Raw genomic sequence first — 25,822 nt, 5'->3', positions numbered from 1 at the left:
TGGAGAGATCATGACGACGGGTCAGGCGCAGGTCATCGAACTGGGTATCGGCGGCATGACCTGCGCCACCTGCGCGGGCCGGGTCGAGCGCAAACTCAACCGGGTCGAGGGGGTGCGCGCGACGGTCAACTTCGCCACGGAGACCGCGCACGTGACGTACCCGGCCGACATCTCGGTGGACGACCTGGTCAAGGTGGTCGAGGCGACCGGGTACACGGCGAGCGTGCCGCAGCCGGAAGCCCCCGCCGCCGAGGCGGAACCCGACACCGCCGAGCCGGACCCGCTGCGGCAGCGGCTGCTGGTCAGCGCGGTGCTGACCGCACCCGTGGTGCTGCTGAGCATGATCCCCGCGCTGCAGTTCCCGAACTGGCAGTGGCTGGCGTTCACGCTGGCCTCGCCGGTGGCGGTGTGGGGCGCGTGGCCGTTCCACCGGGCCGCGCTGGTCAACGCCCGGCACGGCGCGGCGACCATGGACACGCTGATCAGCCTCGGCGTGCTGGTGTCGTACGGCTGGAGCGCCTGGGCGCTGTTCTTCGGCGGCGCCGGGATGACCGGCATGACCATGTCGCTGAGCTGGCTCGCCTCGCGCACCGACGACCCCGGCATGCACCTCTACCTCGAGGTGACCACCACGCTGACCACGTTCCTGCTGGCCGGGCGGTGGTTCGAACACCGGGCCAAGCGGCGGGCCGGGTCCGCGCTGCGCGCGCTGCTGGACCTCGGGGCCAAGGACGCGGTGCTGCTGCGCGACGGCGCCGAGGTCCGGGTGCCCGCGACGAGCCTGGCCGTGGGCGACCTGTTCGTGGTCCGGCCCGGCGAGAAGATCGCCACCGACGGCGAGATCGCCGAGGGCGCCAGCGCGGTCGACACCAGCATGCTCACCGGCGAGAGCGTCCCGGTCGAGGTCGGGCCGGGCGACCGGGTCGTCGGCGCGACCGTCAACGCGGGCGGTCGGCTGGTGGTCCGGGCCACCCGGGTCGGCGCCGACACGCAACTGGCCCAGATGGCGAAGCTGGTCACCGCGGCCCAGTCGGGCAAGGCCCAGGTGCAGCGGCTGGCCGACCGGGTCTCGGCGGTGTTCGTCCCAGTGGTGATCATGCTGGCGGCGGCGACGTTCGCCTTCTGGACCGCGTACGACGGCGGCGTGACCAGCGCGGCCGTGACCGCGGCCGTCGCGGTGCTGATCGTCGCCTGCCCGTGCGCGCTCGGCCTGGCCACCCCGACCGCGCTGCTGGTCGGTACCGGCCGGGGCGCCCAACTCGGCATCCTGATCCGCGGCCCCGAGGTGCTGGAGTCCACCCGCCGGATCGACACCGTGCTGCTGGACAAGACCGGCACGGTCACCACCGGCGTGATGAGCCTGGTCGAGGTCCTGCCCGCGGCCGGGGTCACCGAGACGCAACTGCTGCGCGCCGCGGCCGCCGTCGAGCACGCCTCCGAACACCCGATCGCCCGCGCCATCGTCGCGGGCGCCGCCTCCCGCGGCATCGAGCCCGCCCCGGTGCACGACTTCCGTGCCCTGCCGGGCCTGGGCGCGCGGGGGACGGTGGCGGGCCGCGCCGTGCTCATCGGCCGCCACTCCCTCCTCACCGCCCACGGCATCGAGCTAAGGAAGGGCCCCTTCTTATCGCTTTCCGACGTAGAAGGGCCCCTTCTTAACGGCGGCCGCACGACTGTGGCGGTGGCGCTGGATGGCGTGTTCGCCGGATGGCTGCTCCTCGCCGACACGGTGAAGCCCGGCTCGGCCGACGCGGTGGCCCGTTTGAGGGCCCTGGGCCTGCGTCCGGTGCTGCTCACCGGCGACGCCGAAGGTCCGGCGCGCGCCGTCGCCGCCGAAGTCGGCATCGACGAGGTGATCGCCGAGGTGCTGCCCGAGGGCAAGGTCGAGGCGGTTCGCCGAGCGCAGGAAGGTGGCGCGCACCGGGTGGCAATGGTCGGCGACGGGGTGAACGACGCGGCCGCCCTGGCCGCGGCCGACCTCGGGCTGGCCATGGGCACCGGCACCGACGCCGCGATCGAGGCGGCCGACATCACCCTGGTCCGCGGCGACCTGCCCGCGGCGGCCGACGCCATCCGGCTGTCCCGGGCCACGCTGAGCACGATCAAGGGCAACCTGTTCTGGGCGTTCGCCTACAACGTGGCGGCGCTGCCCCTGGCTGCCGCCGGGCTGGTCACGCCGGTGCTGGCGGCCGCCGCGATGGCGTTGAGCAGCATCTTCGTGGTGACCAATTCATTGCGACTGTTCCGATTCAAGTGAGAGCGGTTGCCCGCGCTCGCGCGCAACAAACCGTCGGTGGATCACCCGGGCTTTGCAACAGAACGCCGCGAGACGCAATTCATCGTGCTACGAAACGGGCGTAGAGCTGGGTAAATTTGCTGATCGTGACAGAGCGTGACCTCCTCCCCACCCGCCAGCCCCGGCCCCGCACGTACCTGATGTGCCCGCCGGAGCACTATGTCGTCGAGTACGCGATCAACCCGTGGATGGACACCACCACTCCGGTCGACACCGCGCTCGCCGTGAAGCAGTGGGACGGGCTGCGCCAGACCATGGTCGACCTGGGCCACACGGTGCACGTGCTGAACCCGACCCCGGGCCTGCCCGACATGGTCTTCGCCGCCAACGGCGCCTTCGTCGTCGACGGGGTGGCCTACGGCGCCAAGTTCCGCTATCCGCAGCGCGCCGACGAGGCCGCCGGGCACCGCGCCTTCTACGAGGCCCGCGACGACTACCGTTTCGTCGCCCCCACGCAGATCAACGAGGGCGAGGGCGACTTCGCGTACCTGCCGAACGCGCACGGCGGCATCGCGCTGGCCGGGTACGGCTTCCGCACCGAGCCCGCCGCGCACGCCGAGGCCGCCGAGGCCCTGGGCCGCCCGGTGATCTCGCTGAAGCTGGTCGACCCGCGCTTCTACCACCTGGACGTGGCCCTGGCCGCGCTCGACGACGAGAACGTCACGTACTTCCCGGGCGCCTTCTCCGAGGCCTCGCAGCAGGTGCTGGCGCAGCTGTTCCCGAACGCCGTCATCGCCGACGAGGCGGACGCGCTCGCGTTCGCGCTCAACCTGGTCAGCGACGGCCACAACGTCGTGATCAACACCGAGTCGGCCGCGTACGGCGAGAAGGTCGCGGCGGCGGGTTACCACCCGGTGATGGTCGAGCTGGGTGAGCTGAAGAAGGGCGGCGGCAGCATCAAGTGCTGCATCGCCGAGCTGCGCGACTGAGCTCGTACCGCTGACGCCGCGCGACGCGACGACGACCTGAAGCCGACCGGTGACCATGTGGTCCCGGTCGGCTTTGCTCTGCACCCACGGCCTTGCTCTGCACCCACGGGCGCACTCGCCGCGAGTGCGTTTGCTCTGCACCCGCGGCCTTGCTCTGCACCCACGGGCGCAACAGTGGGCGTTGCGTCAGCGGGGGGCAGGGCACGTTGCGTTGGCGAGGGGTGCAGCGCAGATTGCGTCGGCGGGTGCAGAGCAAGCCGTTGGGTGCAGAGCAAACATGGTCGCGGGGCAACCGTGTGGGCGGGTCAGAGCGAGTGGGTGCGGACCGCGTCGTCACCCCGGGTGATCTGGGCGTCGAAGCAGAACCGGGTGACCAGCCAGCGGTCGTCCGCTCGGCGCAGGGTCAGCGCGTAGGTCCCCCAGACCTCCCAAATGCCGCCGCCCAACTCCTCGTCGAGCCGGTTCAGGGCGTAGCCCTTCACCCCGACCGTCGCGATGTCGGAGGTGATCTGCACCCGGTAGTGGCTGATCAGGTGCCAGCTGCGCTTGCGCGCGTGCAGGCCCGCGACCCAGCCCGCGACCAGTTGGTCGGCGGTGACCCGGGCGGGCGGGCCCCCACCGAGGCTGCTGAAGTCGACGTCGACGTCATCGGCGAACAGCGCGCGGGCGGCGGTCCAGTCCTTGGCGTCGACGGTGTCGAACACGGCGTCCACCGTCTCGACGATGTCGTTCCTGTCCTGCAGGTGGTGCACGTTGGTCATGTTTCGATCATGCCCACGGTTCGATCGTGTCCGAGGCGAGGTTCCCGGACCATGAGACTCGGTTGAGGGTGGCCCGCGGTCGGTCGACCACGGGCCACCAGCGTGAAGGTCAGGCGGGCGGGGTGAAGGTGGTGGTACGGGTCATACCCGCGGCGCGGCCCTTCGCCGAGATCACCAGCGCCATCTTGCGGGAGGCCTCGTCGATCATCTCGTCGCCGAGCATCACCGCGCCGAGACGTCCGCCCTGCTCGGAGGTGTAGTAGTCGTACGCGTCGAGGATCAGTTCGGCGTGGTCGTAGTCGGACTGCGCGGGCGAGTAGACCTCGTTGGCCGCGTCGATCTGGCCGGGGTGCAGCACCCACTTGCCGTCGAAGCCCAGCGCGGCCGAGCGCCGCGCCACCTCGGTGAACCCGTCCACGTCCTTGATCTGCAGATACGGTCCGTCGATGGCCTGCTTGTCGTGCATGCGCGCGGCCATGAGGATGCGCATCAGGATGTAGTGGTAGGGGTCGCCCGGGTAGCTGGGGATGAGCGCGCCCACGACCAGGGACTTCATGTTGATCGAGGCCATGAAGTCGGCCGGGCCGAAGATGATGGTCTCCACCCGGGGCGAGGCCGCCGCGATGGCGTCCACGTTGACCAGACCGGCGGCGTTCTCGATCTGGGCCTCGATGCCGATGCCGCCGACGGGCAGGCCGAGCGTCTTCTCCAACTGGGTGAGCGTCAGGTCGAGCCACTCGACGTGCGCGGCGCTCTGCACCTTGGGCAGCATGACGCAGTCCAGGTTGGCCCCGGCACCCTCGACGATCTCGATGACGTCCCGGTAGGTCCACGGCGTGGTGAGGTCGTTGACCCGGACCACGCGGGTCTTGCCCGCCCAGTCGCCCTCGTTGAGCGCGGCCACGATGTTCTTGCGCGCCTCGGGCTTGGCCAGCGGGGCGACGGCGTCCTCCAGGTCGAGGAAGACCTGGTCGGCGGGCAGGCCCTGGGCCTTGCCGAGCATCTTGACGCTGGATCCCGGCACGGCAAGGCACGACCTGCGGGAACGACCCAACGCGGCCATCGATTCTCCTTAAGGACCGTTCAGTTAGTTGACGCCACGGTAACCTTCCCCCCGTCGAGAGGAGAACGGGACTGTGGAAGATCTCACGGCGTCCCAGAAAGTGAACGAGCCCCGGCACGTGGTGATCACGGGTGCCACCTCGGGCATCGGTCAGGCGGGTGCCGTCGCGCTGGCCCGCGCGGGCTGGCGGGTGACCGTGGTCGGCCGAGATCAGGCCCGGGTTGACGCGACGCTGGGCCTGGTCGGCGCTGCGGCGACCGGTCCGGCTCCGGCCGGGCAGCTGGCCGACTTCGCCCGCCTGGCCGACGTACGGGCCCTGGCTGAGCGTCTGTCGGGCGAGCGCATCGACGTGCTGGCCAACAATGCGGGGATCGTGGCCCGTTCTCGTGGCACCACGGTGGACGGTCACGAACTGACCATCCAGACCAACCATCTGGCGCCGTTCCTGCTGACCAATCTGCTGCGCGAGCGGCTGGCGCCCGGCGCGCGGATCGTGAACACGGCTTCGGTCGCGCACAACACGGGCAGCCTCGACCCGGACAACCTGGACCGGACCGGCGGCGTGTACAGCGCCTGGCTGGCGTACGGCGGCTCGAAGCGGGCGAACATCCTGTTCGCCGCCGAGGCGGCCCGGCGCTGGCCCGACCTGCTCAGTTACTCGTTCCACCCCGGGGTGGTGCGCACCCGCTTCGGTACCCCGCTGGCGAAGCTGTTCTACAAGATCGCACCCGGTCTGGCCACTCCGGAACAGGGCGCCGACCAGCTCGTCTGGCTGTCCACCGCGGACCCGGCGCAGCTTTCCAACGGCGGCTACTACGTCTCGCGCAAGCTCACCGAGCCGAACCCGGCGATCCGCGACCCGCAGCTCGCAACGCGGCTGTGGGAGGCCAGCGCCAAGGCGGTCGGTCTCTGACCGTTCGCCTGTACCCGAAGAAGGGCCCCTTCCGCCGCGGTGACCCGCGGCGAGGGGCCCTTCTTACGCTGTTCAGCTGTTGGAGGCGGCGAGCAGGAGAGGCAGCCCGAAGGCGCACAGGCAGCCGAGCGTCCAGAGGCCGGTGAGGATCCAGCCGACGATGATGCCCGCCTTGGCCATGCCCTCACCCTCCTCGCCGGTCTGGCGGACCTGCTTGAGGGCCATGTGGCCGAGGATCGCGCCGATCGGTGCGGTGATGAAGGTCAGGATGCCCGCGATCGCCAGGATCATGGCGATCAGCGCCATCGAGTTCTGCGGGCGCGCCACCGGATAGCCCGGCTGGCCCCCGTAGGGCTGCTGCTGCTGGTACGGCTGCTGCCCGTAGGGCTGGCCGGAGACCGGCGGCTGCTGGTACGGGCTGCCGGAGGACGGCGCCGCGTACGGGCTGTCCGAGGCCGGCGGGGTGCTGTACGGGTCCGACGTGGCCGGCGGCTGCGGCACGTACGGGTTGGTCGGCGGCGGGTTGCCGTACGGGTCCTGGCCGGAGGGCGGGGGGTAGGTCATCGAAGCTGACTCCTCTTCGGGGGGTTCGTGCGACGCTACTACTCGGTGAACCTTTTCACAGTGACGTCCTTGTCAAGCGGCTTGGACGGACGGTGGGCGCGGCTCATACTCACCTCACCTGAAGCTTCGTTCAGTTCTCTGGAGGCTGACCATGGCCCGTCTCGCCCGTACTCCCGGATTGACCGACGTGCAGACCGCGATCCTCGAGACGGTACGCGAGTTCGCCGACAAGGAGATCATCCCCCGGGCGCAGCGGCTCGAACATGAGGACCGCTATCCGGAGGAGATCCTCGCCGGGATGCGCGAGATGGGCCTGTTCGGACTGACCATCTCGGAGGAGTACGGCGGCCTCGGCGAGTCGCTGCTCACCTACGCCCTGGTGGTGGAGGAGCTGTCGCGCGGCTGGATGTCGGTCTCCGGCATCGTCAACACGCACTTCATCGTGGCGTACCTGATCAGCCAGCACGGCTCGGCGGAGCAGAAGCAGCGACTGCTGCCCAGGATGGCCACCGGTGAGGTGCGCGGCGCATTCAGCATGTCCGAACCGGGCTGCGGCTCCGACGTCTCGGCGATCACCTCGAAGGCGCTGCGCGACGGCGACTCGTACGTCCTCAACGGCCAGAAGATGTGGCTGACCAACGGGGCGTACTCGTCGGTGGTGGCGACGCTGGTGAAGACCGACCAGGGCGCGGACACCGTCTACGGCAACATGACGACGTTCCTGCTGGAGAAGGAGCCCGGCTTCGGGCAGACCGCGCCCGGCCTCACCATCCCCGGCAAGATCGAGAAGATGGGGTACAAGGGCGTCGAGACCACCGAGATGATCCTCGACGGGCACCGGGTGCCCGAGTCGGCGGTGCTCGGCGGCGCCGACCAGGCCGGTCGCGGCTTCTACCAGATGATGGACGGCATCGAGGTCGGCCGGGTCAACGTGGCGGCCCGCGCCTGCGGCATCTCCATCCGCGCCTTCGAGCTGGCCATGGCGTACGCCCAGCAGCGCCGCACCTTCGGCAAGGCCATCGCCGAGCACCAGGCGATCGCGTTCAAGCTCGCCGAGATGGGCACCAAGATCGAGGCAGCCCATGCGCTCATGGTCAACGCCGCCCGGCTGAAGGACTCCGGCCAGCGCAACGACGTCGAGGCGGGCATGGCCAAGCTGCTGGCCAGCGAGTACTGCCACGAGATCGTCACCGAGTCGTTCCGCATCCACGGCGGCTACGGCTACTCCAAGGAGTACGAGATCGAGCGGCTGATGCGCGAGGCGCCGTTCCTGCTCATCGGCGAGGGCACCAGCGAGATCCAGAAGACGATCATCTCGCGCGGCCTGCTCAAGGAGTACCGGGCCCGCTGACCAGCTCCGGTGGCGCGGTGGGCAGCTGGGCCAGCTCGCCGCGCCGCTGCGGGTGCTCCAGGTAGAACCGGATTACGTTGACCATGTCGCGGTCCCACATGCCGTAGTCGGTGCCGCGCAGGAACAGCACCTGCCGTACGGTCGCCAGCCGCCACCCGCTGCGCGGGTCCTGGGTCACCCCGATCACGTCCGACCAGGGGAAGTGGTGCCGGTGCACGCGTACCCCGTCAGCGTTGAGCACGATCTGGTTGCGCCGCTGCCGCACCGGCACGATCAGCGCCGCGATGATCCCGAGCGCCAGCAGCGAGTCCAGCACCGCGACCACCCACTCGACCGTGCTCTCGGTCTTGGCGTACCGGGCGATGATCGGCAGCTGCATCCCGTACACGGCCAGCGCGACCCACACGTCGGTGACCAGTGAGACGGTCAGGCCCGGCTCGCCGTCGGCCGCGCCCTGCCGCCAGGCACCGGTTCGCCGCCGCCGCAGGTGCACGGCCCGGCCGATCGCCACCAGCGCCAGCACCACCAGCGGCCAGACCGTCCACGGCTCCTCCGGCGAGAACGGCGCGATCGGCCACGTACGGCCCCACCACCACGCCGCCACGACCAGGCCCAACCCACCCAGCGCGAGCGCCCACCGGCGCCGGTCCGCGCCCCGAATCCCCACCACGGCGCAAAGGGTACGAGATCGGCTCACGTGCGCCTACGGCGCGGCTGGTCACCGCACCCCTGTTGGGTACGCTGGCTGCCGTGCGACGACTGCTCACCCCCGGCTGGCTGGCCGGACATGCCCTGGTGCTGGCATCCGTCGCCGCGTTTCTTGCTCTCGGCTGGTGGCAGGCGGGTCGCGCGGCCGAGGGCAACACCCTGAGCTGGGCGTACACCTTCGAGTGGCCGCTGTTCGCGGTGTTCGTGATCGTGATGTGGGTGCGGGAGATGCGGCTGACGCTGCGCGGCACCCGTGCCGACGAGTCAGCCCCGGCCGTTGAGCCTCGGGAACGGCCGGTGATCACCCGGCGGGTGAGTCCGGCCACAGCGGCGACCGACGATGCGGATGATCCGCAGCTGGCCGCGTACAACGAGTATCTGGCGTGGCTGAACGAGCACCCTGACGCACGACCCGGCGACTATCCCGCTAAGGAGCTCCGATGAACGGCGCGTTGACCCGCTACCGCGTGATCGCCTGGATCGTGGGCGTGATGCTGCTCCTGCTCACGCTGGTCGCGATGCCCATGAAGTACTTCGCCGACGACAACACCGGCGTCACCGTCATCGCCCCCATCCACGGCTGGCTGTACGTGGTCTACCTGGTGCTGGCCGCCGACCTGGCCCGCCGCGCCCAGTGGGGCGTGAAGAAGATGCTGGTCGTCGCGCTGGCGGGCACCATCCCGTTCTTCTCGTTCGTGGCCGAGCGCATGGTGGTCGGCTGGATCAAGGGCACCGACGCGCGCCCGGAGTTCAACAAAGCGTGAGCTGCGTGTCCGGGGCGGGTTCGGCCCGCTCCGGTTCCGCCTGCGCTGATCCGTTGATCGACAGTTCGCGGGCGAGTTCCTCGCGGACGGGCAGCCCGTGCCGCCGCGTCGCCCGCCGCACCCGGGCCGTGATCAGGCGCTGGTAGTCGTCGCTCGCGTAGGCGCGCTGGCCCGGGTAGAGCCGCTCGTACAGCGGCACCAGGTCCGGGTGGTGCTCGGCGAGCCAGGCCAGATACCACTCCCGTGCGCCGGGCCGCAGGTGCAGCACCAGCGGTGTGATGCTCGCGGCGCCCGCCTCGACCAGCGCCGCCACACACGCGTCCAGCTGTTCGTCGGAGTCGCTCAGGCCGGGCAGGATCGGCGCCATCAGCACCCCCACCCGCAGCCCCGCCTCGGTCATCCGGCGCACCGCGTCCAGCCGCCGCGACGGGCTGGGTGTGCCGGACTCGACGTCGCGCCACAGCCGCTCGTCGAGGAACCCGATCGACATCGCCACCGACACCCGGGTGCGCTCGGCCGCCTGCCGCAGCAGCGGCAGGTCGCGCAGGATCAGCGTGCCCTTGGTCAGGATCGAGAACGGGTTCGCCGCGTCGCGCAGCGCGCCGAGGATGCCGGGCATCAGCTCGTATCGCCCCTCGGCCCGCTGGTAGCAGTCCACGTTGGTGCCCATGGCGATCGGCTGCCCGCGCCAGGTGCGCGAGCCCAGCTCCCGGCGCAGCACCTCGGGTGCGTTCACCTTCACGACGATCTTCGAGTCGAAGTCGTGCCCGGCGTCGAGGTCGAGGTAGGTGTGCGTGTTGCGGGCGAAGCAGTTGTGGCTGACCACGCCGTTGGCGATGAAGTCGCCGGTGCCGGTGCTGATGTCCCACAGCGGCAGCTCCAGGCCCAGCGGCTCGATCGAGGTCACGTGCAGCGGCGCGCTGCCCTTGATCGCGATGCCGTCGACGGTGCGCTTACGGGTGACGGCCGGGTCGACCAGGTGGAAGAAGCGCAGTTTCTCGGTCAGGCCGCCGAGCAGTCGCAGGCTGAGCAGCCCGATCGGGCCGCGCCGGTCCTCCACCGCGAACTCGAAGCCGAACCGGCGCAGCGCGGCCCGGGTCGCCTCGACCAGCTCGGGGCTGCTGTGCACGATGCGGAACAGGCCCTGGGTGTGGCTGCCCTCGGCGTCGTACACCCCGGCGAGGAAGCCCTTGGCCCAGTCGGCGGCCGCGCCGTCGCCGTCGCCGAGGTCGTCCGGCAGCCGCAGCAGCGAGGTGATCAGCTCCAGGTCACGCCGGGCGTACGTGCTCAGGCCGGTGCGCGGCCCCGAGCGGCAGAACTCCGCCGTGTGCGCGCCCAGCTCACGCAGGTAGCCGATGGTTCGGCTGAGCGCCTGCGGCTCTTCGCCGCCCAGCCGGAAGCGCGGGACCGTGCCGTACGGGTCGCGGTAGGCGCCGGTGTCCGGCTCGGGGCGCAGCATGCCCGCCAGGTAACCCCGGCGGTAGTCCGGCGACTCCTTCGGCGGCTCGGCGAACGCGCCGGTGCCCATCAGCTTGTTGCCGGTGGTCAGGTGGGGGCGCTGGCCCGGACCCGTGCGGGCACCGGTGACGTGCTTCCAGCCCCGGTCGGTGAGGAACCGGTGGTCGCCGCTGGCCACCAGCTCGGTGCCGTCGGCCAGGGTCACCCGGTAGGCGGGCTTGACGGTCGACCACACGTCACGCACATGGGTGACGGTGTAGCGGCGGTAGGCGCCCTCGCGGACCGTGCCGATGATCGCGTCGCCGGCGCGCAGCTGCGCGATCGGGCGGGTGCGCCCGTCGGCCAGCAGCACCGGCGTCTCGGCCGCCAGGCAGTAGGTGCACGCGTGGGTGCAGCCGCGGTACGGATTGATCGTGTATTCGAACGGCACCCCGCGCCGGTCGCCCATCACCCGGTTGATCAGGGACTTGGCTCTGACCTCGTAGAACGTCATCCCGGCGAAGCCGGGAGTGTCGAAGGTACGGACGACCGCACCGGGCAGCTCGAGCTGCACCGGCGCGGTGTCGTCGGTCGGGGTGCTCGCGGTCAGGTTGCTCCAGCGCACCCCGCTATTCAAACATATGTTCGAAGATTAGGAAGCCTTGTGCGCGTGCTCCTCGTGCTCCGTCTTGGCCGCCTTGAGGCGCTCGGGGTCGATCTCGCGCACCTTCTTGATCAGGTCGGTGAAGGCGGCGTCGGGCATGGCGCCCGGCTCGGAGTAGACCACCACGTCGTCCCGGATCGCCATGATCGTCGGGATCGACTGGATCTGGAACATCGCGGCCAGCTCCTGCTGCGCCTCCGTGTCGACCTTGCCGAAGGTGATGTCCGGGTTGGCCTCGGCGGCGCGCTCGTACACCGGCGCGAAGCGCTTGCACGGGCCGCACCAGTCTGCCCAGAAGTCGATGAAGGTGATGCCTTCCCCGCTGGTCTTCTCCACGAAGTTGTCGGCCGTGAATTCCACGGTGCCCATGGTCGTGCTCCCATCCTTCAAACGATCAGCGTCCATGTAAACCGCTGCCGGCGGCGCGTCATTCCCGCGCTCCCCACCGTATCGGGCGTGACACGGCGCACAGGCCATCCGGGCTCGCACACCGCGGCGTGGCGAGGGATGATGAGGTCGTGAGCCCGACCTTCATCTTCGATGGTGACTGCGCCTTCTGCACCACATGCGCGAACTTCGTGAACCGGTGGATCCCGACCGGCGCGAAGGTGTCCGCGTGGCAGCGAGCCGACCTGGCCGCGCTGGGGTTGACCCGGGCGCAGTGCCTGGAGGCCGTGCAGTGGGTCGAGGACGGCCGCCCGACCCTGGCCGGGCCGGAGGCGATCGGGGCCCTGCTGCGTTCGAGCAACGCATTCTGGAAGTCGTTCGGCTACGCGCTCAAGCCGAGTGCGGTGACCGCCGCGGCCTGGCCCCTGTACCGCTGGGTCGCCCGCCACCGGCACCAGATGCCTGGCGGCACCGCCGCCTGCGCGATCCCGCTGCCCCCGCCGACCAAGCCCGCCCAGGCCTGATCCGCGCGCACTCCGGAACGACAACCGAGCCCGCCCAGGCCTGATCCGCGCGCACTCCGGAACGACAACCGAGCCCGGCACCCAGGTGCCGGGCTTTCGTCCGGCCGCCCCGCGCATGATCCTCTGAATTGCCGGGCACCTGTGCGTATCTTGGGCGGTCATACGCCCGATTGCCCGGCAAGTTGCGTGATCTTGAGGCCGTGCGGCGCGCGGCGCGCCGCACGGGTGGGCCGGTGGCAGGGCGGGTTACGGCTGTTTGGGGACCATGACCTTGCGCTTGAAGACGCAGACCAGGGTGCCGTCCTGGTTGTAGCCGCGGGTCTCGACCGAGACGACGCCGCGGTCGGGCTTGGACGACGACTCGCGCTTGTCCAGCACCGTGGTCTCGCCGTAGATCGTGTCGCCGTGGAAGGTCGGCGCGACGTGGCGCAGCGACTCGACCTCGAGGTTGGCGATGGCCTTGCCGCTGACGTCGGGCACGGACATGCCCAGCAGTAGCGAGTAGATGTAGTTGCCGACCACCACGTTGCGCTTGAAGTCCGTCTGCGTCGCGGCGTAGTGCGCGTCCAGGTGCAGCGGGTGGTGGTTCATGGTGAGCAGGCAGAACAGGTGGTCGTCGTACTCGGTGACGGTCTTTCCGGGCCAGTGTTTGTAGACGGCCCCGACCTCGAATTCCTCGTAGTAGCGCCCGAACTGCATCGTCCGTCACTCCCGTCTGGGCATCGTCGCCCCGGAACGCAGTGAACGGCGGGGCCCTCCCCGGCACCCGCCGCCCACGCTTGTGAAAATGGATTCTGCCGCAGGTCAACGGGTGAGTACATAGGGCGCTCCGAGATCTATCTCATAGTTACCTTTCGGTAACTTGAACACCCGGGGCTGCTAAGGGGGACCGTTTCGCTATAGCCTCTGGCCACGATGGAGACGATGACCACCGCACAGCGCGCGACCAGGGTGTTGGCCACCGTGCTCGCCGGGTTGGCGCTGCTCGGAGGCACCCTCTGGGGCTCCGACGACCACTTCCCGTTCGGCCCGTTCCGGATGTACGCGGGCGTGAACCCGCCGAACGAGCCCGCCCCCGATCCACGGTTGGAGGGCACTGACGCGCACGGCGCGACCGTGGCCCTCGGCGAGCGCGAGACCGGGATGCGCCGGGCCGAGATCGAGGGGCAGCAGGACCTGTTCGTGGCCGATCCGGGCCGGCTGCGCGAGGTCGTCGAGGCGTACCGCCGCCGCAACCCGGACGCGGCCCCGCTGGTGGAGGTGCGCTACGTGATGCGCTGGCACGAGATCCGCACCAGCCGCCCGACCGGGCAGTGGCGCGACGAGGTGCTCGCCAGGTGGCAGGTGGTCCAGCCGTGACGAAGTGGCTGTTCGCGCCCGTGCCGCGCGGGCGGGTGGCGCTCCTGCGCACCGTGGTCTACCTGTTCGCCGCCCTGGACCTGGTCGTGTTCACCCCGTGGGTGCGCGCGCACGGCTCGGTCGACGGTCAGCTCTACCAGCCGCTGTGGATCGCCCGGGTGCTGCACCTGCCCGTGCCGACCTCGCTGCTGGTCCAGTCGATCTTCTGGCTGCTGCTCGTCGCCGCGCTGGCGGCGGCCACCGGCCGCGCGCCACGGCTGCTCGGCTGGACGGTCTTCCTGCTCTACTTCGAGTGGATGATCATCGCGATGAGCTACGGGAAGGTGGACCACGACCGGTTCGGCTTCCTGGTGGCGCTGGCCGTGTTGCCGACCTGCGGCGCGGCCCGCTGGCGCGACCGCGAACCGAGCGAGCGCGCCGGCTGGGCGCTGCGGATGGTCCAGCTCGCGGTGGTGGCGACGTACTTCCTCGCGGCCTGGGCGAAGCTGCGCTACGGCGGCCCGGAGTGGATGACCGGGTCGGTGCTGGCCCGCGCGATCCTGCGCCGGGGCACCGAGCTGGCGCACCTGATCGCGCCGGTGCCGTACCTGTTGATTCTGGCGCAGATCGGCATCATGGCCTTCGAACTGGCCAGCCCCCTGGTCTTCGCGCTGCCGGAGAAGTGGCGGCTGCGCGCGGTGGCCTTCTTCTACTCGTTCCATGTGGTCACCTTCTCGATGATCACGATCTCGTTCCTGCCGCACCTGGTGGCACTGCTGGCGTTCCTGCCGCTGGAGCGGGCCGCGGACCGGGTGGCGGAACGGGTGCGGCGGCTGCGGGAACGGCGGGCCGTCCCGGTCGGGTGATTGGTTCGCTTCGGGCCGCGCCTGCTCAGCCTCGGCATATGCTGACGGCAGGAGGTCCGCCATGCCGAGCCAATTCGCTGCAGATCACCTCGTCGCCCGCCAGATGTACCGGCGGGAGATCGCCCCGCTGACCTTCGAGTCGCACGAGTGGGAGCTGCTGACCCGGCTGCCCGCTCGCATCATGATCGCCGCAACCTCAGCCGAGCCGGACAGCGACCGCCGTACCGTCGACGAGGGAATCGCGGGCATCAACGCCATCGCCGCCGGAGCCGACTCCGATTCCGACCTGGTGAAGGCCATCGTGGGAGCCATCTACGCCGAGGCCGACCCGAACCCGCCGACCGCCGAGCAGTTCCGCGACCCGCCGCACGCCATCGCCGAGGTGCTGGTGAGCTGCCGCGCCGCCGCGCTGGTGCTCGACGCTCGGGCCACGCCGGCCGACGCCGTCGCATACCGCGGCTGGCTGGAGGCCATCGCCGACCGCGTCTGCGGCGCGGCCCGCACCGGAGGCCTGCTGGGCTTCGGTGGGGTCGTGCGCAGCCCGGCCGAGCAGAATTTCCTGGACGAGCTGCAGCTGGCGCTGCGCAACGTCTGACCGCCACACCGCCCGCTCCGCCGGGTGGTCGCCGTTGAAGGGTCCCGTTCACCTCGCGAAGCGGTGTGCGGGGGCCCTTCCTTTTCCGGTCGGGGCGGGTAGGGGCGGCCGAGATAAGCTCCTGAGCTTGTGAACGCCGACGACGAGCTGGAGGTCGGGGTCGGCCCCTGGCCCGCCCCGTGGCCGACCGACCCGCACTACGACCCGCAGCTGCTGGCCGAGGGTGACCGCCGCAACGTGGTGGACCGCTACCGCTACTGGCGGCTGGAGGCGATCGTCGCCGACCTCGACGCCCGTCGGCACGACTTCCACGTCGCCATCGAGAACTGGCAGCACGACTTCAACATCGGCACCGTGGTGCGCACCGCCAACGCGTTCCTGGCCGCCCAGGTGCACATCGTCGGCCGTCGCCGCTGGAACCGGCGCGGCGCCATGGTCACCGACCGCTACCAGCACGTACGTCATCACGAGACGGTCGCCGAGTTCGTCTCCTTCGCCCACGGCAGCGGGCTGGAGGTGATCGGCATCGACAACCTCCCGGGCAGCCTGCCGCTGGAGTCGGCCACGCTGCCGCGCCACTGCGTGCTGCTGTTCGGCCAGGAGGGGCCGGGCCTGTCCGAGGCCGCCCGCGCCGCCTGCGACCGCATGTTCAGCATCGCGCAGTACGGCTCGACCCGCTCGATCAATGCCGGAGTCGCCTCGGCGGTGGCGATGCACGCCTGGATCCGCGCGTACGCCGCCCCGCCCGCCTGAACCCGGCGGCGGGCCGAAACCGTCTTTCCGTCCCGTGACGGCGATCTTGGGGAGGAAGTCCGCCCCACGTCGAGGGAAACGTCAGTCGATCATGGGTACTTGCTTGACGTGCGCCGATCCTCGGGCGGACAGTGGGCTCATGGGTCTCGCGGTGTCCTGTCCGCGGTGTGGTGGCGCGTTGCGGCCGCCGGGTCTGGCTCACTCCGGATGGCTCTGTGACCGGGATGGGCAGGTGCCGCCGCTGCACACCGCGGCGCACGTCAACCATGAGGTCTTCGCCGCCGCCACCAGCCGTGCCGCCGCCACCGGAATGCCGTTGTGGTGCCTGTGGCCGCTGCCGACCGGCTGGACTGTCACCGGCGTGGGCTGGGCGGGCGACGAGCGGGCGGGCGTGGTCGCCACGGTGCTGGCGTGCAGCGGACCGACCCCCTTCAGCGACGGCCCGGCCGATGTGGTGCTGGTGTCGGAGGACCCCGGCGTGGGCTTGGGCGCCCGGTACGCCGGCATCCCCGGCCCCGACCCCGGTCCGAGCCTGACCCACCCCCCGGCCGACCACGGCTCGAACGCGAAGCTCAAGGTCGCCGGGCATCCCACTCCACTGTGGGCGGTAGCCGCCCCGGACGACCGCAGCGTGTACGTGGGCGAGGCCCGCGGCCGCTGGCTGTACGCCGTGACCTGGCCCGCACAGGCGGGCTACCTGTTGACCGAGGACGTCGTCCTGCACGATCTGGCGGACTGGCTCCCGGCCGAACTGGTGTACGGCGCGCTCTCTCCGCGCCTGGTCGGCGCTCACTGAGTCAGCTTTCTAACTTTCCTGTTCGGACGCTGCTACATGGCCGCCCAGGATGTGCCTTAATGATTCTCGGCAGGCATCGTTACTGATACGCTGAGTCTCGCCGCGGCCACGGAAACGTCGTGTGGACACGGACAGTGGACGAGGCGGAGGGGGAGAGAGCGACATGCTCAAGAAGATCCTTACCTGGGGCGGCATCGCCTTTCTGATCTTCTTCGTGGCGTTCCGGCCTGATTCTGCGGCGAACGTCGTGAAGACACTGGGCGGCACCGTCATGGACATCGCCCAGGGCTTCGGCGACTTCTTCGGCAGCCTGGTCGCCTGACCCGATGATCGGCGGGCTGGGGCCGGAGGAGCCGAGCGACGAGCCGGGTGCGGGCCAGGACGGTCCGGATTGGCCCGGCCGGCGTGAGCGTGACACGGAGTCGATCCCACGCACGCGCGCCGAAGCCCACGCCGAGGAGTATCCGCATTTCGTCGGCAAGGCCACGGTCGGGGCGGCCGCGGGCGCCACAGCGGGGGCCGGTGCCCCTCCGGGCGAGACGCCGCCGCCACCCGCCGAGGAGATTCCTCATTTCTCCGAGGAAGAGCTGGCCGGACTGCGGTTCGACTCCTCTGGCGTGCCGATCGGGCCGCGCCGTGTGCTCCCGCTCGAGGACGAGCCGAGCACCATGGTCGCCCGCTACCTGTTCCCGACGGAGCGCTACCGGGGTGAGTGGAAGCGGCACTGGGTGCACCTGACCAACCCGATCCTGATCGGGGTGCTGGCCACGTTCGCGCTCGGCTATCTGTCGGGCTTCCTGGCCAAGCAGACCGGCGCCGGTGTCTGGGTGATGGCGGTCGTGGTGTGGGCGCTGGTGATGGGCTGGGTCGCCTTCACCGTGCTGGACTGGTATTTCGACCGGTTCATCCTCACCAACAAGCGGCTGATGCTCGTGCAGGGACTGATCACTCGCAAGGTCGCGATGATGCCGCTGCTCAAGGTGACCGACATGAAATACGAGCAGTCGCCGCTGGGGCGCATGCTCAACTACGGCACCTTCGTGCTCGAGTCGGCCGGTCAGGACCAGGCGCTGAGCAAGGTCGACCACATGCCCAACCCGAACGAGCTCTACCTTCGCATCGTCGAGGAGATGTACGAGCCCGCCGCGGTCGAGGCGCGTCTTGGACGCGAGACCGAAGAGGAATAGACGCGCGAGCAGCTTCCTGGGTTCCGCCTGTTAGGTGACTAGGAAAATGTCCTGCCAGATCTAGATCCGGTAGCGCTCATATGCAAGTGTGTGCGGTGAGGTACGCGCATACGTGGTATCCATCGCCGCGGGTTTCGGCAGCGGACCTCTCCACGGGGTGAGGGCGCGCTTGGCGTGCCCGGTCGGGCGTGCTGGGGTGCACGCCCGCGATGGGAGGTGCGTCGGTGGGTCACCACTCCGCGATGGAGGAGGAGTTCCGCGACTTCGTCACCGCACGGTCGGCCGCGCTGCTGCGCACCGCCTACCTGCTGGCCGGCGACTGGTCCACGGCGGAGGACCTGCTGCAGACCGCGTTGACCAAGACCTACCTCGCGTGGAAGCGGCTGGGGCAGATCGAGGCGGTGGAACCGTACGCCCGGCGCGTGCTGGTCAACACCGCGACCAGTTGGTGGCGACGGCGCTGGCACGGCGAGCGCCCCACCGAGTTCCTGCCCGAACGGGCCGCCCCGGACAACCTCGAAGAGCAGCTCGACCGCGACGTGTTGTGGAAACATGTCAAAGCTCTGCCCGCGCGACAACGCGCCGTGCTGGTCCTGCGTTTCTACGAGGACATGTCCGAGGCGCAGACGGCCGCGATGTTGCAGATCTCGCCAGGAACCGTGAAAAGCCAGACCTCACGGGCCCTGGGGACGCTGCGGCAGAAGCTGGCTGCCGAGGGTGTCACCGGCAGGCTGCCTTCGGTCACGGAGGCGACACCGCGGGTGACAGCCCGTCAGGTGCCCGACATGGTCGTTCCGGAGTTGGTACCGGGCCTGATCACGGGCGGCACCACCGACGCGGCGGCCGTGCCGGCGCCCACGCAGCCGGTTCCGGTCGTACCGGCGCCTCGGAGGGAAGCAGCAGGACCGGCACGTGTGCCGGTCGGCCGATCCGGGCGGTGACCACCATGCTTGAGGACGAGCTGCGCGAGATGTTCGCGGCTCGCGTGCACACCCCTCCTGCGTCCGTCGACGTGGCAGGAGGTGCGATACGCCGCGCCCGCCGCCGCGACCGGCGGCGACGTGGCGCCACCGCCGGGGCGACGCTCGGCGCGTTCGCCGCGGTCGTCGGCGGCGCGCTCTACCTGCAGGGCATGGGGGGTACGGCGCAACCCGCCGACCCCAATCGGCTCACCTTCCAGAACCTGTTCGGCACCGGCCCCGCCGCCACCGTCGCCCTGACCTCCGCCGGTGGCCCGCAGAGTCCGCAGTTGGTGGACCTGCTGGTCGGCGCGCAGGTGTGGACCAAGGACGGCCGCAAGGTGACCCTCGAGGGCAGCGGACGCATCGGGCAGATCGCGCGCGTGCCCGACGGCTGGGTCTACTCCGAGGGCAGCACGGTGCGGGTGCAGAACGACAACGGCTACAACAGCGTCGCGCTGCCGGTCACCAGCAGCTGGGCGATCAGCTCGGACGGCTCCCGCATCGCCTCGGTCACCCAGGACCGGCTGACCGTCACGAAGGTCAACGAGCCGGGCCAGGGCGTCCCGCTCGCCTCGACCACGGTGCCGCAGGGGCTGCGCCCGGTGTCGTTCGTCGAGGACGGGGTCGTGGTCGGCAAGGACGGCAACTTCGACTACTGGAGCGCGGGCACCGACAGGTACTCCGAGACCTGGCAGAAGTCCCTCGTCGCGGTGTACGCCAGCGCCGCCGACGGCGACGCGGTCGGGGTCGTCCACGACCACGGCACGTACTGCCTCACCGACGTCACCCCGACCAAGACCGGTCTCAAGGTCGGCCAGACTCTGGGCTGCGAGGACTGGCTCGCGGGCGGGCTGGACCAGGCGGCCGCGATGTCGCCCGACGGCCGGTGGCTGGCGATCACCGCCGACGAGAAGGTGCGCATCATCGACCTGCAGCGCACCCGGGCCGCCGCCGCGGTCCGCATCAGCGAACCGAACTCGCTGGTCATCACGGCGGTGTGTGCGGCCAGGGAGAAGACGGCCGCGGTGTGGACGTCCGACAGTGTCCAGGCTGTCGCCGAGACGCCGCAGGGCGGCCTCGTCGCCTGCCGCCACGACGGCTCGCAGCTGGGCGTCAAGATGCCCGAGGGCGTCACGCCCGACTGGACCCTGGTGCCCGAGTTCGGCACCAACGGCTCATGATCGATCTACATCTGCACTCCACCGCAAGCGACGGCACGACCCCGCCGGACGAGCTGATGCGACAGGCCGCCGCGGCGGGACTGACCGTCGCGGCACTCACCGACCACGACACCACCGGCGGCTGGGCCGCCGCGGCGGCCGCGCTGCCCGCCGGGCTCACTCTCATCCGGGGGGCGGAGCTGAGCTGCCGCTGGCACGGGCCGGACGAGTCGATCGCGCTGCACCTGCTGGCATACCTGTTCGATCCCGAGCATCCGGAGCTCGTCGCGGCGCTGGCCCGGGTCCGCGAGTCGCGGCTTGGCCGGGCCGAGCGCATGGTCGACCTGATGCGCGCCGACGGCATCGCGGTGGACTGGGCCGACGTGCTCGCCCACGCCGCCGGAGGCACCGTCGGGCGTCCGCATCTGGCCGCGGCGCTGATCCGGGCCGGGCTCGTCACCGATACGCAGGAGGCGTTCGGGCCGCAGTGGCTGGGCCGCCGCTACCGCCTGCCCAAGACCGACCTGGACGTGTTCGAAGCGCTGTCCCTGGTGCGGGCGGCCGGGGGCGTCACCGTGTTCGCCCATCCGCGCGCCTCCGTACGCGGCAAGGTCGTGCCCGACCACCTCTTCGCCGAACTCGCCGCCGCCGGACTGGACGGGCTGGAGGCCGACCACCACGACCACAGCCCCGCCGAACGCGCCGAAGTACGCCGCCACGCCGCCGAGCTGGGCCTGTTCACCACCGGCAGCTCCGACTACCACGGCACGCACAAGAAGGTCCGCATCGGCGAGTACACCACCGCCCCCGAGGCGCTCGAACGCCTCCTCGCCACGGCGACGGGCATCACCCCGATCACGGGAGTCGGCTGACCCGGGGCTCGCGCCGTGCTATGCATCCGGTGTGGATTGGAAGTTCTTCGGCGAAGTTTTCGTGACCCTGCTCGTCATCACCGACCCCCCGGGCATGGTGCCGATCTTCCTCGCGCTGACGGGAGCGCTGCCCGCCCGGGAGCGCCACCGCGCCGCCTGGCAGGCCGTCGCGCTCGCACTCGGCGTGATCGCGGTGTTCGCGGTCGCCGGGCAGACCATCCTGGACTACCTGCACATCGAGCTGCCCGCGCTGCAGGGCGCGGGCGGTCTGCTGCTGGTGCTGGTCGCGCTCGAGCTGCTGACCGGCAAGGCCGACGACCCGGACCACCAGGCGACCTCCAACATCGCGCTGGTGCCGCTGGGCACGCCCCTGCTGGCCGGGCCAGGTGCCATCGTGGCGACCATGCTGTTCGTCCGGCGGGCCGACGCGCCGGGGGACTATGTCGCGATCGCGCTGGGCATCGTGGCGGTGATGGTCGCGGTGTGGCTGGTGCTGCGGTATTCCGGGTTCATCGTGAAGGTGCTGCGGCCGGGCGGCATCGAGGTGCTGACGCGTATCGCGGGTCTGCTGCTCGCGGCGATCGCGGTGCAGCTGATGGCGGACTCGATCGGCGCGTTCGTCGAGATGTACACGACCGCGCACTGAGTTGCTGGCGGCCGCCTCCGCGGCCGCGGGCTTCCGTCCCGGAAGCCGATGGCAGCCGCGCGTCGCTGCATCGCTGCGCGATGTCACGCTCCTTTGCGGCAACCATCGGCGGACGGAAGCCGGTTGATGTTGCTGGCGGCCGCCTCCGCGGCCGCGGGCTTCCGTCCCGGAAGCCGATGGCAGCCGCGCGTCGCTGCATCGCTGCGCGATGTCACGCTCCTTTGCGGCAACCATCGGCGGACGGAAGCCGGTCGATGGGGGCGTCCACCGGTGGATCAGGTGGTCTTCGGGGTGGCGCGGATGACGGCCACGCCGCGGTCGAGGTCGATGCCGGCGCCGTTGGACACGTCCACGCGCTTCTGCTTCATCTCCTCGACGTGCTCGGTCTGCTTGTGCTTGGTGGGGCGGAACAGTCCGTCGATCTCGGCCAGCCCGGCCGACACCATCGCCGTCGAGGCGGTGTCGTTACCGCCGCGCAGCCACTTGATCAGTCCCACGCTGTGCCTCTCTGCAGGTCAGGCGGTCTTCCGTCGGACGACCGTCGGGTCGCCTGGCCAGTGTCGCACTGATTTGGCAACATCTGCCAGGTGAGCCGAACGCCCAGTCCCCGCCGCGGCCGGGACATCCCCGAACAGCTCGGCTTCGACCTGATGCCCGAGCGCCTGTTCGTGTGCACCCCGAGCAAGCTCGCCTCATACGAGGACTGCCCCCGCCGCTACCGCTACAGCTACCTGGACCGGCCCGCGCCGCAGAAGGGCCCGGCCTGGGCGCACAACTCGCTGGGCGCCAGCGTGCACACGGCGCTGAAGAACTGGTGGGACCTGCCGACCGACCGCCGCCAGCCGGGTGCCCTGCCGACGCTGCTGCGCGCGACCTGGGTCCGCGAGGGCTACCGCGACGAGGAGCAGGAACGGGCGGTGTTCCAGCGGGCCCTGAGCTGGCTGGAGTCGTACGTCGCGGAGCTGCCCGCCGACTTCGAGCCGCTGGCCGTGGAGCGAACCGTCGCCGCGAAGACGTCGGTGCTGGCGCTGAGCGGCCGCACCGACCGCATCGATCAGCGCGGCGGGGAACTGGTGATCGTCGACTACAAGACCGGACGCATGGGGCTGGACGCCGACGACGCCCGCGGTTCGCTGGCGCTCGCGCTGTACGCGTACGCCGCCGCGCGGGTGTTCCGCAAGCCGTGCCGCACCGTGGAGCTGCACCACCTGCCCACCGGCACGGTGGTGGCGCACGAGCACACCGAGGAGTCGCTGGGGCGGCACGTGGCTCGGGCCGAGGCGACCGCGCGGGACATCGTGGCGGCCGAGCAGGCGATGGCGGGCGGCAAGGCGCCGGACGAGGCGTTCCCGACGCAGCCGAGCAGGTTGTGCGGCTGGTGCGACTTCCGGCGGGTCTGCCCCGCGGGCGCGGAGGTTCCGGCCCGCGAGCCATGGTCGGCGGTCGAGCCCGCGGTGCAGGCCTGAGGGCTCAGTCCTCGGCGGCGAGCTTGGCGCAGGACGGGCACAGCCCCCAGTAGGTGACCTCGGCCTCGTCGACGGCGAAGCCGTGCGTCTGGGTCGGGTCGAGGCAGGGGGCCGCACCGGTGGCGCAGTCGACGTCGGCGATCAGCCCGCAGCCACGGCACACGATGTGGTGGTGGTTGTCGCCGCTGCGCGCCTCGTACCGGGCCGGGGAGCCGGCCGGTTCGATCCGGCGGGCCAGCCCGGCGCGGGCCAGGGCGCCGAGTACGTCGTATACGGCCTGGGTGGAGACGGAGTCGAGGCGCTCGCGCGCCTGTCGGGTGATCTCGTCGACCTCGAGGTGGCCGCCCTGGCTGAGGATGTCGAGCACGGCGAGGCGCGGCCGGGTGACCCGCAGTCCCCGTGCCCGCAGTAGAGCCTGGTGCTCTTTTTCGCCATACATGAGGACCATTTCAGCAGTCAACCTGGAGTTGCTCAAGAAAAGGTTCGAATTACGTGGTCAGGGCCACTTGGATTTTCTCCCCTACCTCAGTGGCAACAGCCGGTCTACGCTCACGTGGAATCATTCCGAAGGGCTTTCGCGACCCCAGGAGGCACGGTGTTCAAGGAGCTGCTCGGCCTGCCGGCTCATCCGCTGCTCGTACACGCGGCTGTGATCTTCGGTCCGCTGCTGGTGCTGTCGGTCGTGGTCTATTCGCTCATCCCGTCGGTGCGGCGGTTCCTGGGGTGGACCGTGGTGGCGCTGGCGATCGTGGCCCCGGCCGCGCTGTGGTTCGCCAAGCTGAGCGGCGAGGAGCTGTTCCGGACGTTGATCGCGAAGAACTACCCGCAGGAGATCCTCTCCCAGGTGGACAAGCACGGGGACTTCGCCGACGTGGCGGCCTGGACCGGCACCGCGCTCGGCGTGCTGTCGCTGTTCCTGGTGCTGATCTGCACCGCCGCAGGCAAGAAGCCCGCCACTCCCGGTTCGCGCAGTCTGACCTACGGCATCGTCGTGATCTCGCTGCTGGTGGCCGGTGTGACCGGCTACTACGTGTTCAAGACCGGCGACACCGGCGCGCACATCGTGTGGGCCAACATCTAGCCGCGCCACTGCGCGCACGCGACGATCAGCAGCACCACCCCCGCCGCCAGCGCGACCGCGTACGTGAACCGGTCCGCGCGCTGCTCGGCCCGGTCGATCGCGTCGTGGTCGAGTTCGGGCAGGTGGCGGGGTGGCTGGTGCGGCGGCGTCCGGGCGGGCTGCCAGTCGGGCGTGGCAGGTTCGGCCTGTGGGGGTCCCGAATAGCGCGACGGGGCACACTCGGCATTGGCGGCCGAGTCCCCGGGCTCGGGGCGGCGCCAGTAGTCGTCGCCGCTCACGGCGTGTCTCCGGGGTGCCCCGGCAGGCAGGATCGCCGCGGCGCCTTTACGCTGCTTGAGTGAGCACTGACGCCTTCTACGGCAGCCGTGACGACGACCGCATCGTGGAGCTCGACGACGAGGTCATCACGGTGCTGCCGGAGCAGACGCGCGACGACACCGACCGGGGCTGGGGCGAGCGGTCGTGGACCAACGACGACCGGCTGCTGGAGGATCGTCCGCCGCATTGGGACTGATCAACGGGCCGGGCACGGGTGTTCGGGCACGGCCGTACTATAGCCCAAAACGGACATAAGACTCGGTCGTGCCTCGATCCGCCAGTCGGGTCGGTCAGGCCGCGGAGCCGGTGGACCCGCCGCTCGACGAGGACGTCGAGGCGGCCGGGGTCGACGAAGCGCTGCTCGACGAGCTGGAGGCGGCGCCGGTCGAGGACGAGCCGCCGCCGGAGGCCGGGCTGCCGCTCGATCCGCCGCGCGAGTCGGTCCGGTAGAAGCCGGACCCCTTGAAGACCACGCCGACCGAGGAGAAGAGCTTGCGCAGGGTGCCCTCGCAGGTCGGGCACTGCGTCAGCGGCTCGTCCGCGAACGACTGCACGGCCTCCAGCTGGTGGCCGCACGCGGTGCAGGCGTACTGGTAGGTGGGCACGGTCCCCTCCATGATCATTGCTGGCACTCTGGGTGTACCGAGTGCCAATAGTGCCTGACGCGGTGCTGACCCGCAAAGTGTCTGTCGCCGATCACACGTCCCCGCCGGACCAGCCCGGCACCGGGCGCAGCCAGGTCGTCCGCGTGGGCGTGAGCGCCGCGTGTACGCGCTGGTCGTGCTCCTGTGCGGGGAGGCGGTCGAGCAGCTCGAGGTCGTACAGCAGGGCCACCACGGGTGTGGTGAGGGTCACTCGGGTCAGCCCCCGGTCGTAGCTGCCGCCGCCTCGGCCCAGCCGTACCCCGGCCCGGTCCACCGCCACGGCGGGCACCAGCACCAGGTCCGCCGTCGCGATCGCCGCGCGCCCCAGCACCGGCCCGGCCGGTTCGCGCAGGCCGCGCGCCGCCTCGACCAGGGACGTCGGGCCGGTGTACGCGGCCCAGTCCAGGTCCAGGTCCGGCTGGAGCACCGGCAGCAGCAGCCGGGCCACGCCGGGCAGGGCGGCCAGCCGCTCGGGCAGGTCGGGGCCGCCGGGCTCCCGGCCGATCGGCACGTACGCGCAGATGGTGAGCCCGCGCCGCCCAACGAGCAGGTCGCCCAGTCGCGCCCGCACCCCAGCCGCCGCCGCCTCGACCTCGGCCGGTGTCAGGGCGCGCCGCGCCGCGAGCAGGCTCGCGCGTACCGCCTGCTTGGCGGCGAAATCCTGCGCGGATCCGGGCTCCGAGGCTGTGCCTGTTATGTCCATAAAACCCTCATATACCCGCAAGCGTCGCATCCCGCTGGCAGCGTCCGGCGTTGACTCGGATGACTTCAAGGGGG

Annotated in this window: 33 protein-coding genes; 21 read left to right on the top strand and 12 right to left on the bottom strand. The window is 70.7% G+C overall.

All coding sequences use genetic code 11. The features are described 5' to 3' along the window. The first annotated feature begins 10 nt into the window (after positions 1–10). Both KUA19_RS03770 and ddaH read left to right on the top strand, forming a co-directional pair. On the top strand, positions 11–2,257 hold the full coding sequence (locus KUA19_RS03770; protein ID WP_217394599.1) for a heavy metal translocating P-type ATPase: 2,247 nt from the start codon (positions 11–13) through the stop codon (positions 2,255–2,257). Between the two features lie 125 nt (positions 2,258–2,382). Continuing rightward, on the top strand, positions 2,383–3,225 hold the full coding sequence (ddaH, locus tag KUA19_RS03765) for a dimethylargininase (RefSeq protein WP_372451754.1): 843 nt from the start codon (positions 2,383–2,385) through the stop codon (positions 3,223–3,225). Between the two features lie 305 nt (positions 3,226–3,530). Here ddaH and KUA19_RS03760 read toward each other — a convergent pair whose 3' ends face one another. Then, a complete protein-coding gene (locus KUA19_RS03760; RefSeq protein ID WP_217394598.1) occupies positions 3,531–3,986 on the bottom strand; it encodes a nuclear transport factor 2 family protein in 456 nt (151 codons plus the stop codon). A 109-nt stretch (positions 3,987–4,095) separates the two neighbouring features. Continuing rightward, complete coding sequence (locus tag KUA19_RS03755; RefSeq protein ID WP_217394597.1) at positions 4,096–5,049, bottom strand: HpcH/HpaI aldolase/citrate lyase family protein; 954 nt, start codon at positions 5,047–5,049, stop codon at positions 4,096–4,098. Positions 5,050–5,122: 73 nt separating this feature from the next. On the opposite strand from KUA19_RS03755, the gene KUA19_RS03750 reads away from it, so the two are divergent. After that, positions 5,123–5,962 (top strand): SDR family NAD(P)-dependent oxidoreductase, encoded by an 840-nt coding sequence (locus KUA19_RS03750; protein ID WP_372451753.1) that lies wholly within the window; start codon positions 5,123–5,125, stop codon positions 5,960–5,962. A gap of 72 nt (positions 5,963–6,034) precedes the next feature. Here KUA19_RS03750 and KUA19_RS03745 read toward each other — a convergent pair whose 3' ends face one another. Next, positions 6,035–6,526 (bottom strand): DUF4190 domain-containing protein, encoded by a 492-nt coding sequence (locus KUA19_RS03745; RefSeq protein ID WP_217394596.1) that lies wholly within the window; start codon positions 6,524–6,526, stop codon positions 6,035–6,037. Positions 6,527–6,677: 151 nt separating this feature from the next. Here KUA19_RS03745 and KUA19_RS03740 point away from each other — a divergent pair, with 151 nt between their 5' ends. Next, a complete protein-coding gene (locus tag KUA19_RS03740; RefSeq protein ID WP_217394595.1) occupies positions 6,678–7,877 on the top strand; it encodes an acyl-CoA dehydrogenase family protein in 1,200 nt (399 codons plus the stop codon). Here the strand turns inward: KUA19_RS03740 and KUA19_RS03735 are convergent. Then, on the bottom strand, positions 7,855–8,547 hold the full coding sequence (locus tag KUA19_RS03735) for a hypothetical protein (RefSeq protein WP_217394594.1): 693 nt from the start codon (positions 8,545–8,547) through the stop codon (positions 7,855–7,857). The two genes, KUA19_RS03740 and KUA19_RS03735, sit on opposite strands and share 23 nt — an antisense overlap. Before the next feature lie 80 nt (positions 8,548–8,627). On the opposite strand from KUA19_RS03735, the gene KUA19_RS03730 reads away from it, so the two are divergent. Both KUA19_RS03730 and KUA19_RS03725 read left to right on the top strand, forming a co-directional pair. Further along, positions 8,628–9,029, top strand: a complete 402-nt coding sequence (locus tag KUA19_RS03730) for a hypothetical protein (RefSeq protein ID WP_217394593.1) — start codon at positions 8,628–8,630, stop codon at positions 9,027–9,029. Continuing rightward, positions 9,026–9,349, top strand: a complete 324-nt coding sequence (locus KUA19_RS03725) for a DUF3817 domain-containing protein (RefSeq protein WP_217394592.1) — start codon at positions 9,026–9,028, stop codon at positions 9,347–9,349. Before KUA19_RS03730 ends, KUA19_RS03725 begins: the two co-directional genes overlap by 4 nt. Here KUA19_RS03725 and KUA19_RS03720 read toward each other — a convergent pair. Together KUA19_RS03720 and KUA19_RS03715 are read right to left on the bottom strand one after the other, a co-directional pair. Next, positions 9,336–11,411 (bottom strand): intein-containing Rv2578c family radical SAM protein, encoded by a 2,076-nt coding sequence (locus tag KUA19_RS03720; protein WP_217394591.1) that lies wholly within the window; start codon positions 11,409–11,411, stop codon positions 9,336–9,338. The two genes, KUA19_RS03725 and KUA19_RS03720, sit on opposite strands and share 14 nt — an antisense overlap. A gap of 27 nt (positions 11,412–11,438) precedes the next feature. Next, a complete protein-coding gene (locus tag KUA19_RS03715; RefSeq protein WP_217394590.1) occupies positions 11,439–11,819 on the bottom strand; it encodes a thioredoxin family protein in 381 nt (126 codons plus the stop codon). Between the two features lie 149 nt (positions 11,820–11,968). On the opposite strand from KUA19_RS03715, the gene KUA19_RS03710 reads away from it, so the two are divergent. Continuing rightward, the gene (locus KUA19_RS03710) at positions 11,969–12,361 is read left to right on the top strand and encodes a thiol-disulfide oxidoreductase DCC family protein (protein WP_217394589.1); all 393 of its coding nucleotides are present in this window, start codon (positions 11,969–11,971) and stop codon (positions 12,359–12,361) included. A gap of 246 nt (positions 12,362–12,607) precedes the next feature. Here KUA19_RS03710 and KUA19_RS03705 read toward each other — a convergent pair whose 3' ends face one another. Beyond that, the gene (locus tag KUA19_RS03705) at positions 12,608–13,060 is read right to left on the bottom strand and encodes a MaoC family dehydratase (protein WP_217394588.1); all 453 of its coding nucleotides are present in this window, start codon (positions 13,058–13,060) and stop codon (positions 12,608–12,610) included. A gap of 225 nt (positions 13,061–13,285) precedes the next feature. Between KUA19_RS03705 and KUA19_RS03700 the strand changes: the two genes are divergently transcribed. From KUA19_RS03700 to KUA19_RS03650, 11 genes are all read left to right on the top strand, one after another. Continuing rightward, positions 13,286–13,720 carry a hypothetical protein gene (locus tag KUA19_RS03700; protein ID WP_254548439.1) on the top strand — a complete coding sequence of 145 codons (435 nt, stop codon included), beginning with the start codon at positions 13,286–13,288 and terminating at the stop codon, positions 13,718–13,720. Then, positions 13,717–14,565 carry an HTTM domain-containing protein gene (locus tag KUA19_RS03695; protein ID WP_217394586.1) on the top strand — a complete coding sequence of 283 codons (849 nt, stop codon included), beginning with the start codon at positions 13,717–13,719 and terminating at the stop codon, positions 14,563–14,565. The genes KUA19_RS03700 and KUA19_RS03695 overlap by 4 nt, the downstream gene beginning before the upstream one ends. A 61-nt stretch (positions 14,566–14,626) precedes the next feature. After that, on the top strand, positions 14,627–15,160 hold the full coding sequence (locus KUA19_RS03690; protein WP_254548437.1) for a hypothetical protein: 534 nt from the start codon (positions 14,627–14,629) through the stop codon (positions 15,158–15,160). Positions 15,161–15,289: 129 nt separating this feature from the next. Continuing rightward, positions 15,290–15,913, top strand: coding sequence for a TrmH family RNA methyltransferase (locus KUA19_RS03685; protein WP_217394585.1), 624 nt, complete (start codon positions 15,290–15,292; stop codon positions 15,911–15,913). Between the two features lie 91 nt (positions 15,914–16,004). Then, positions 16,005–16,709: a DUF6758 family protein gene (locus KUA19_RS03680; RefSeq protein WP_372451752.1), complete on the top strand. Its 705-nt coding sequence runs from the start codon at positions 16,005–16,007 to the stop codon at positions 16,707–16,709. 163 nt (positions 16,710–16,872) lie between these two features. Beyond that, the gene (locus KUA19_RS03675; protein WP_170213147.1) at positions 16,873–17,031 is read left to right on the top strand and encodes a hypothetical protein; all 159 of its coding nucleotides are present in this window, start codon (positions 16,873–16,875) and stop codon (positions 17,029–17,031) included. Positions 17,032–17,035: 4 nt separating this feature from the next. Continuing rightward, positions 17,036–17,896, top strand: a complete 861-nt coding sequence (locus tag KUA19_RS03670) for a PH domain-containing protein (RefSeq protein ID WP_217394583.1) — start codon at positions 17,036–17,038, stop codon at positions 17,894–17,896. 242 nt (positions 17,897–18,138) lie between these two features. Beyond that, a complete protein-coding gene (locus KUA19_RS03665; protein ID WP_217394713.1) occupies positions 18,139–18,837 on the top strand; it encodes a SigE family RNA polymerase sigma factor in 699 nt (232 codons plus the stop codon). A gap of 5 nt (positions 18,838–18,842) precedes the next feature. Continuing rightward, on the top strand, positions 18,843–20,039 hold the full coding sequence (locus tag KUA19_RS03660) for a WD40 repeat domain-containing protein (RefSeq protein ID WP_217394582.1): 1,197 nt from the start codon (positions 18,843–18,845) through the stop codon (positions 20,037–20,039). Then, positions 20,036–20,890, top strand: coding sequence for a PHP domain-containing protein (locus KUA19_RS03655; protein ID WP_217394581.1), 855 nt, complete (start codon positions 20,036–20,038; stop codon positions 20,888–20,890). Before KUA19_RS03660 ends, KUA19_RS03655 begins: the two co-directional genes overlap by 4 nt. Positions 20,891–20,921: 31 nt before the next feature. Beyond that, positions 20,922–21,536 carry a MarC family protein gene (locus KUA19_RS03650; protein WP_217394580.1) on the top strand — a complete coding sequence of 205 codons (615 nt, stop codon included), beginning with the start codon at positions 20,922–20,924 and terminating at the stop codon, positions 21,534–21,536. Positions 21,537–21,811: 275 nt separating this feature from the next. On the opposite strand, the gene KUA19_RS03645 is transcribed toward KUA19_RS03650, so the two are convergent. Continuing rightward, entirely contained in the window at positions 21,812–22,033 is a 222-nt protein-coding gene (locus KUA19_RS03645) for a DUF6191 domain-containing protein (RefSeq protein WP_217394579.1), read from the bottom strand. 153 nt (positions 22,034–22,186) lie between these two features. Between KUA19_RS03645 and KUA19_RS03640 the strand changes: the two genes are divergently transcribed. Next, positions 22,187–23,002, top strand: a complete 816-nt coding sequence (locus KUA19_RS03640; RefSeq protein WP_217394712.1) for a RecB family exonuclease — start codon at positions 22,187–22,189, stop codon at positions 23,000–23,002. A 4-nt stretch (positions 23,003–23,006) separates the two neighbouring features. Here KUA19_RS03640 and KUA19_RS03635 read toward each other — a convergent pair whose 3' ends face one another. Next, positions 23,007–23,450, bottom strand: a complete 444-nt coding sequence (locus tag KUA19_RS03635) for a Fur family transcriptional regulator (protein ID WP_372451751.1) — start codon at positions 23,448–23,450, stop codon at positions 23,007–23,009. Positions 23,451–23,597: 147 nt separating this feature from the next. On the opposite strand from KUA19_RS03635, the gene KUA19_RS03630 reads away from it, so the two are divergent. Further along, positions 23,598–24,083: a hypothetical protein gene (locus tag KUA19_RS03630; RefSeq protein ID WP_217394577.1), complete on the top strand. Its 486-nt coding sequence runs from the start codon at positions 23,598–23,600 to the stop codon at positions 24,081–24,083. Here KUA19_RS03630 and KUA19_RS03625 read toward each other — a convergent pair. Continuing rightward, on the bottom strand, positions 24,080–24,361 hold the full coding sequence (locus KUA19_RS03625) for a translation initiation factor 2 (RefSeq protein WP_217394576.1): 282 nt from the start codon (positions 24,359–24,361) through the stop codon (positions 24,080–24,082). The two genes, KUA19_RS03630 and KUA19_RS03625, sit on opposite strands and share 4 nt — an antisense overlap. Before the next feature lie 59 nt (positions 24,362–24,420). On the opposite strand from KUA19_RS03625, the gene KUA19_RS03620 reads away from it, so the two are divergent. Beyond that, a complete protein-coding gene (locus KUA19_RS03620; protein WP_217394575.1) occupies positions 24,421–24,597 on the top strand; it encodes a hypothetical protein in 177 nt (58 codons plus the stop codon). A 94-nt stretch (positions 24,598–24,691) separates the two neighbouring features. On the opposite strand, the gene KUA19_RS03615 is transcribed toward KUA19_RS03620, so the two are convergent. Then, on the bottom strand, positions 24,692–25,024 hold the full coding sequence (locus KUA19_RS03615) for an FmdB family zinc ribbon protein (protein ID WP_254548435.1): 333 nt from the start codon (positions 25,022–25,024) through the stop codon (positions 24,692–24,694). Between the two features lie 73 nt (positions 25,025–25,097). Next, complete coding sequence (locus tag KUA19_RS03610) at positions 25,098–25,748, bottom strand: 5-formyltetrahydrofolate cyclo-ligase (RefSeq protein WP_217394574.1); 651 nt, start codon at positions 25,746–25,748, stop codon at positions 25,098–25,100. Positions 25,749–25,822 lie beyond the last annotated feature (74 nt).

This window comes from Catellatospora tritici (assembly GCF_019083965.1).
GTDB classification, from domain to species: domain Bacteria; phylum Actinomycetota; class Actinomycetes; order Mycobacteriales; family Micromonosporaceae; genus Catellatospora; species Catellatospora tritici.
Note: the sequence above shows the minus strand (reverse complement) of the source record. Positions and strands in the feature narration are given on the sequence as shown.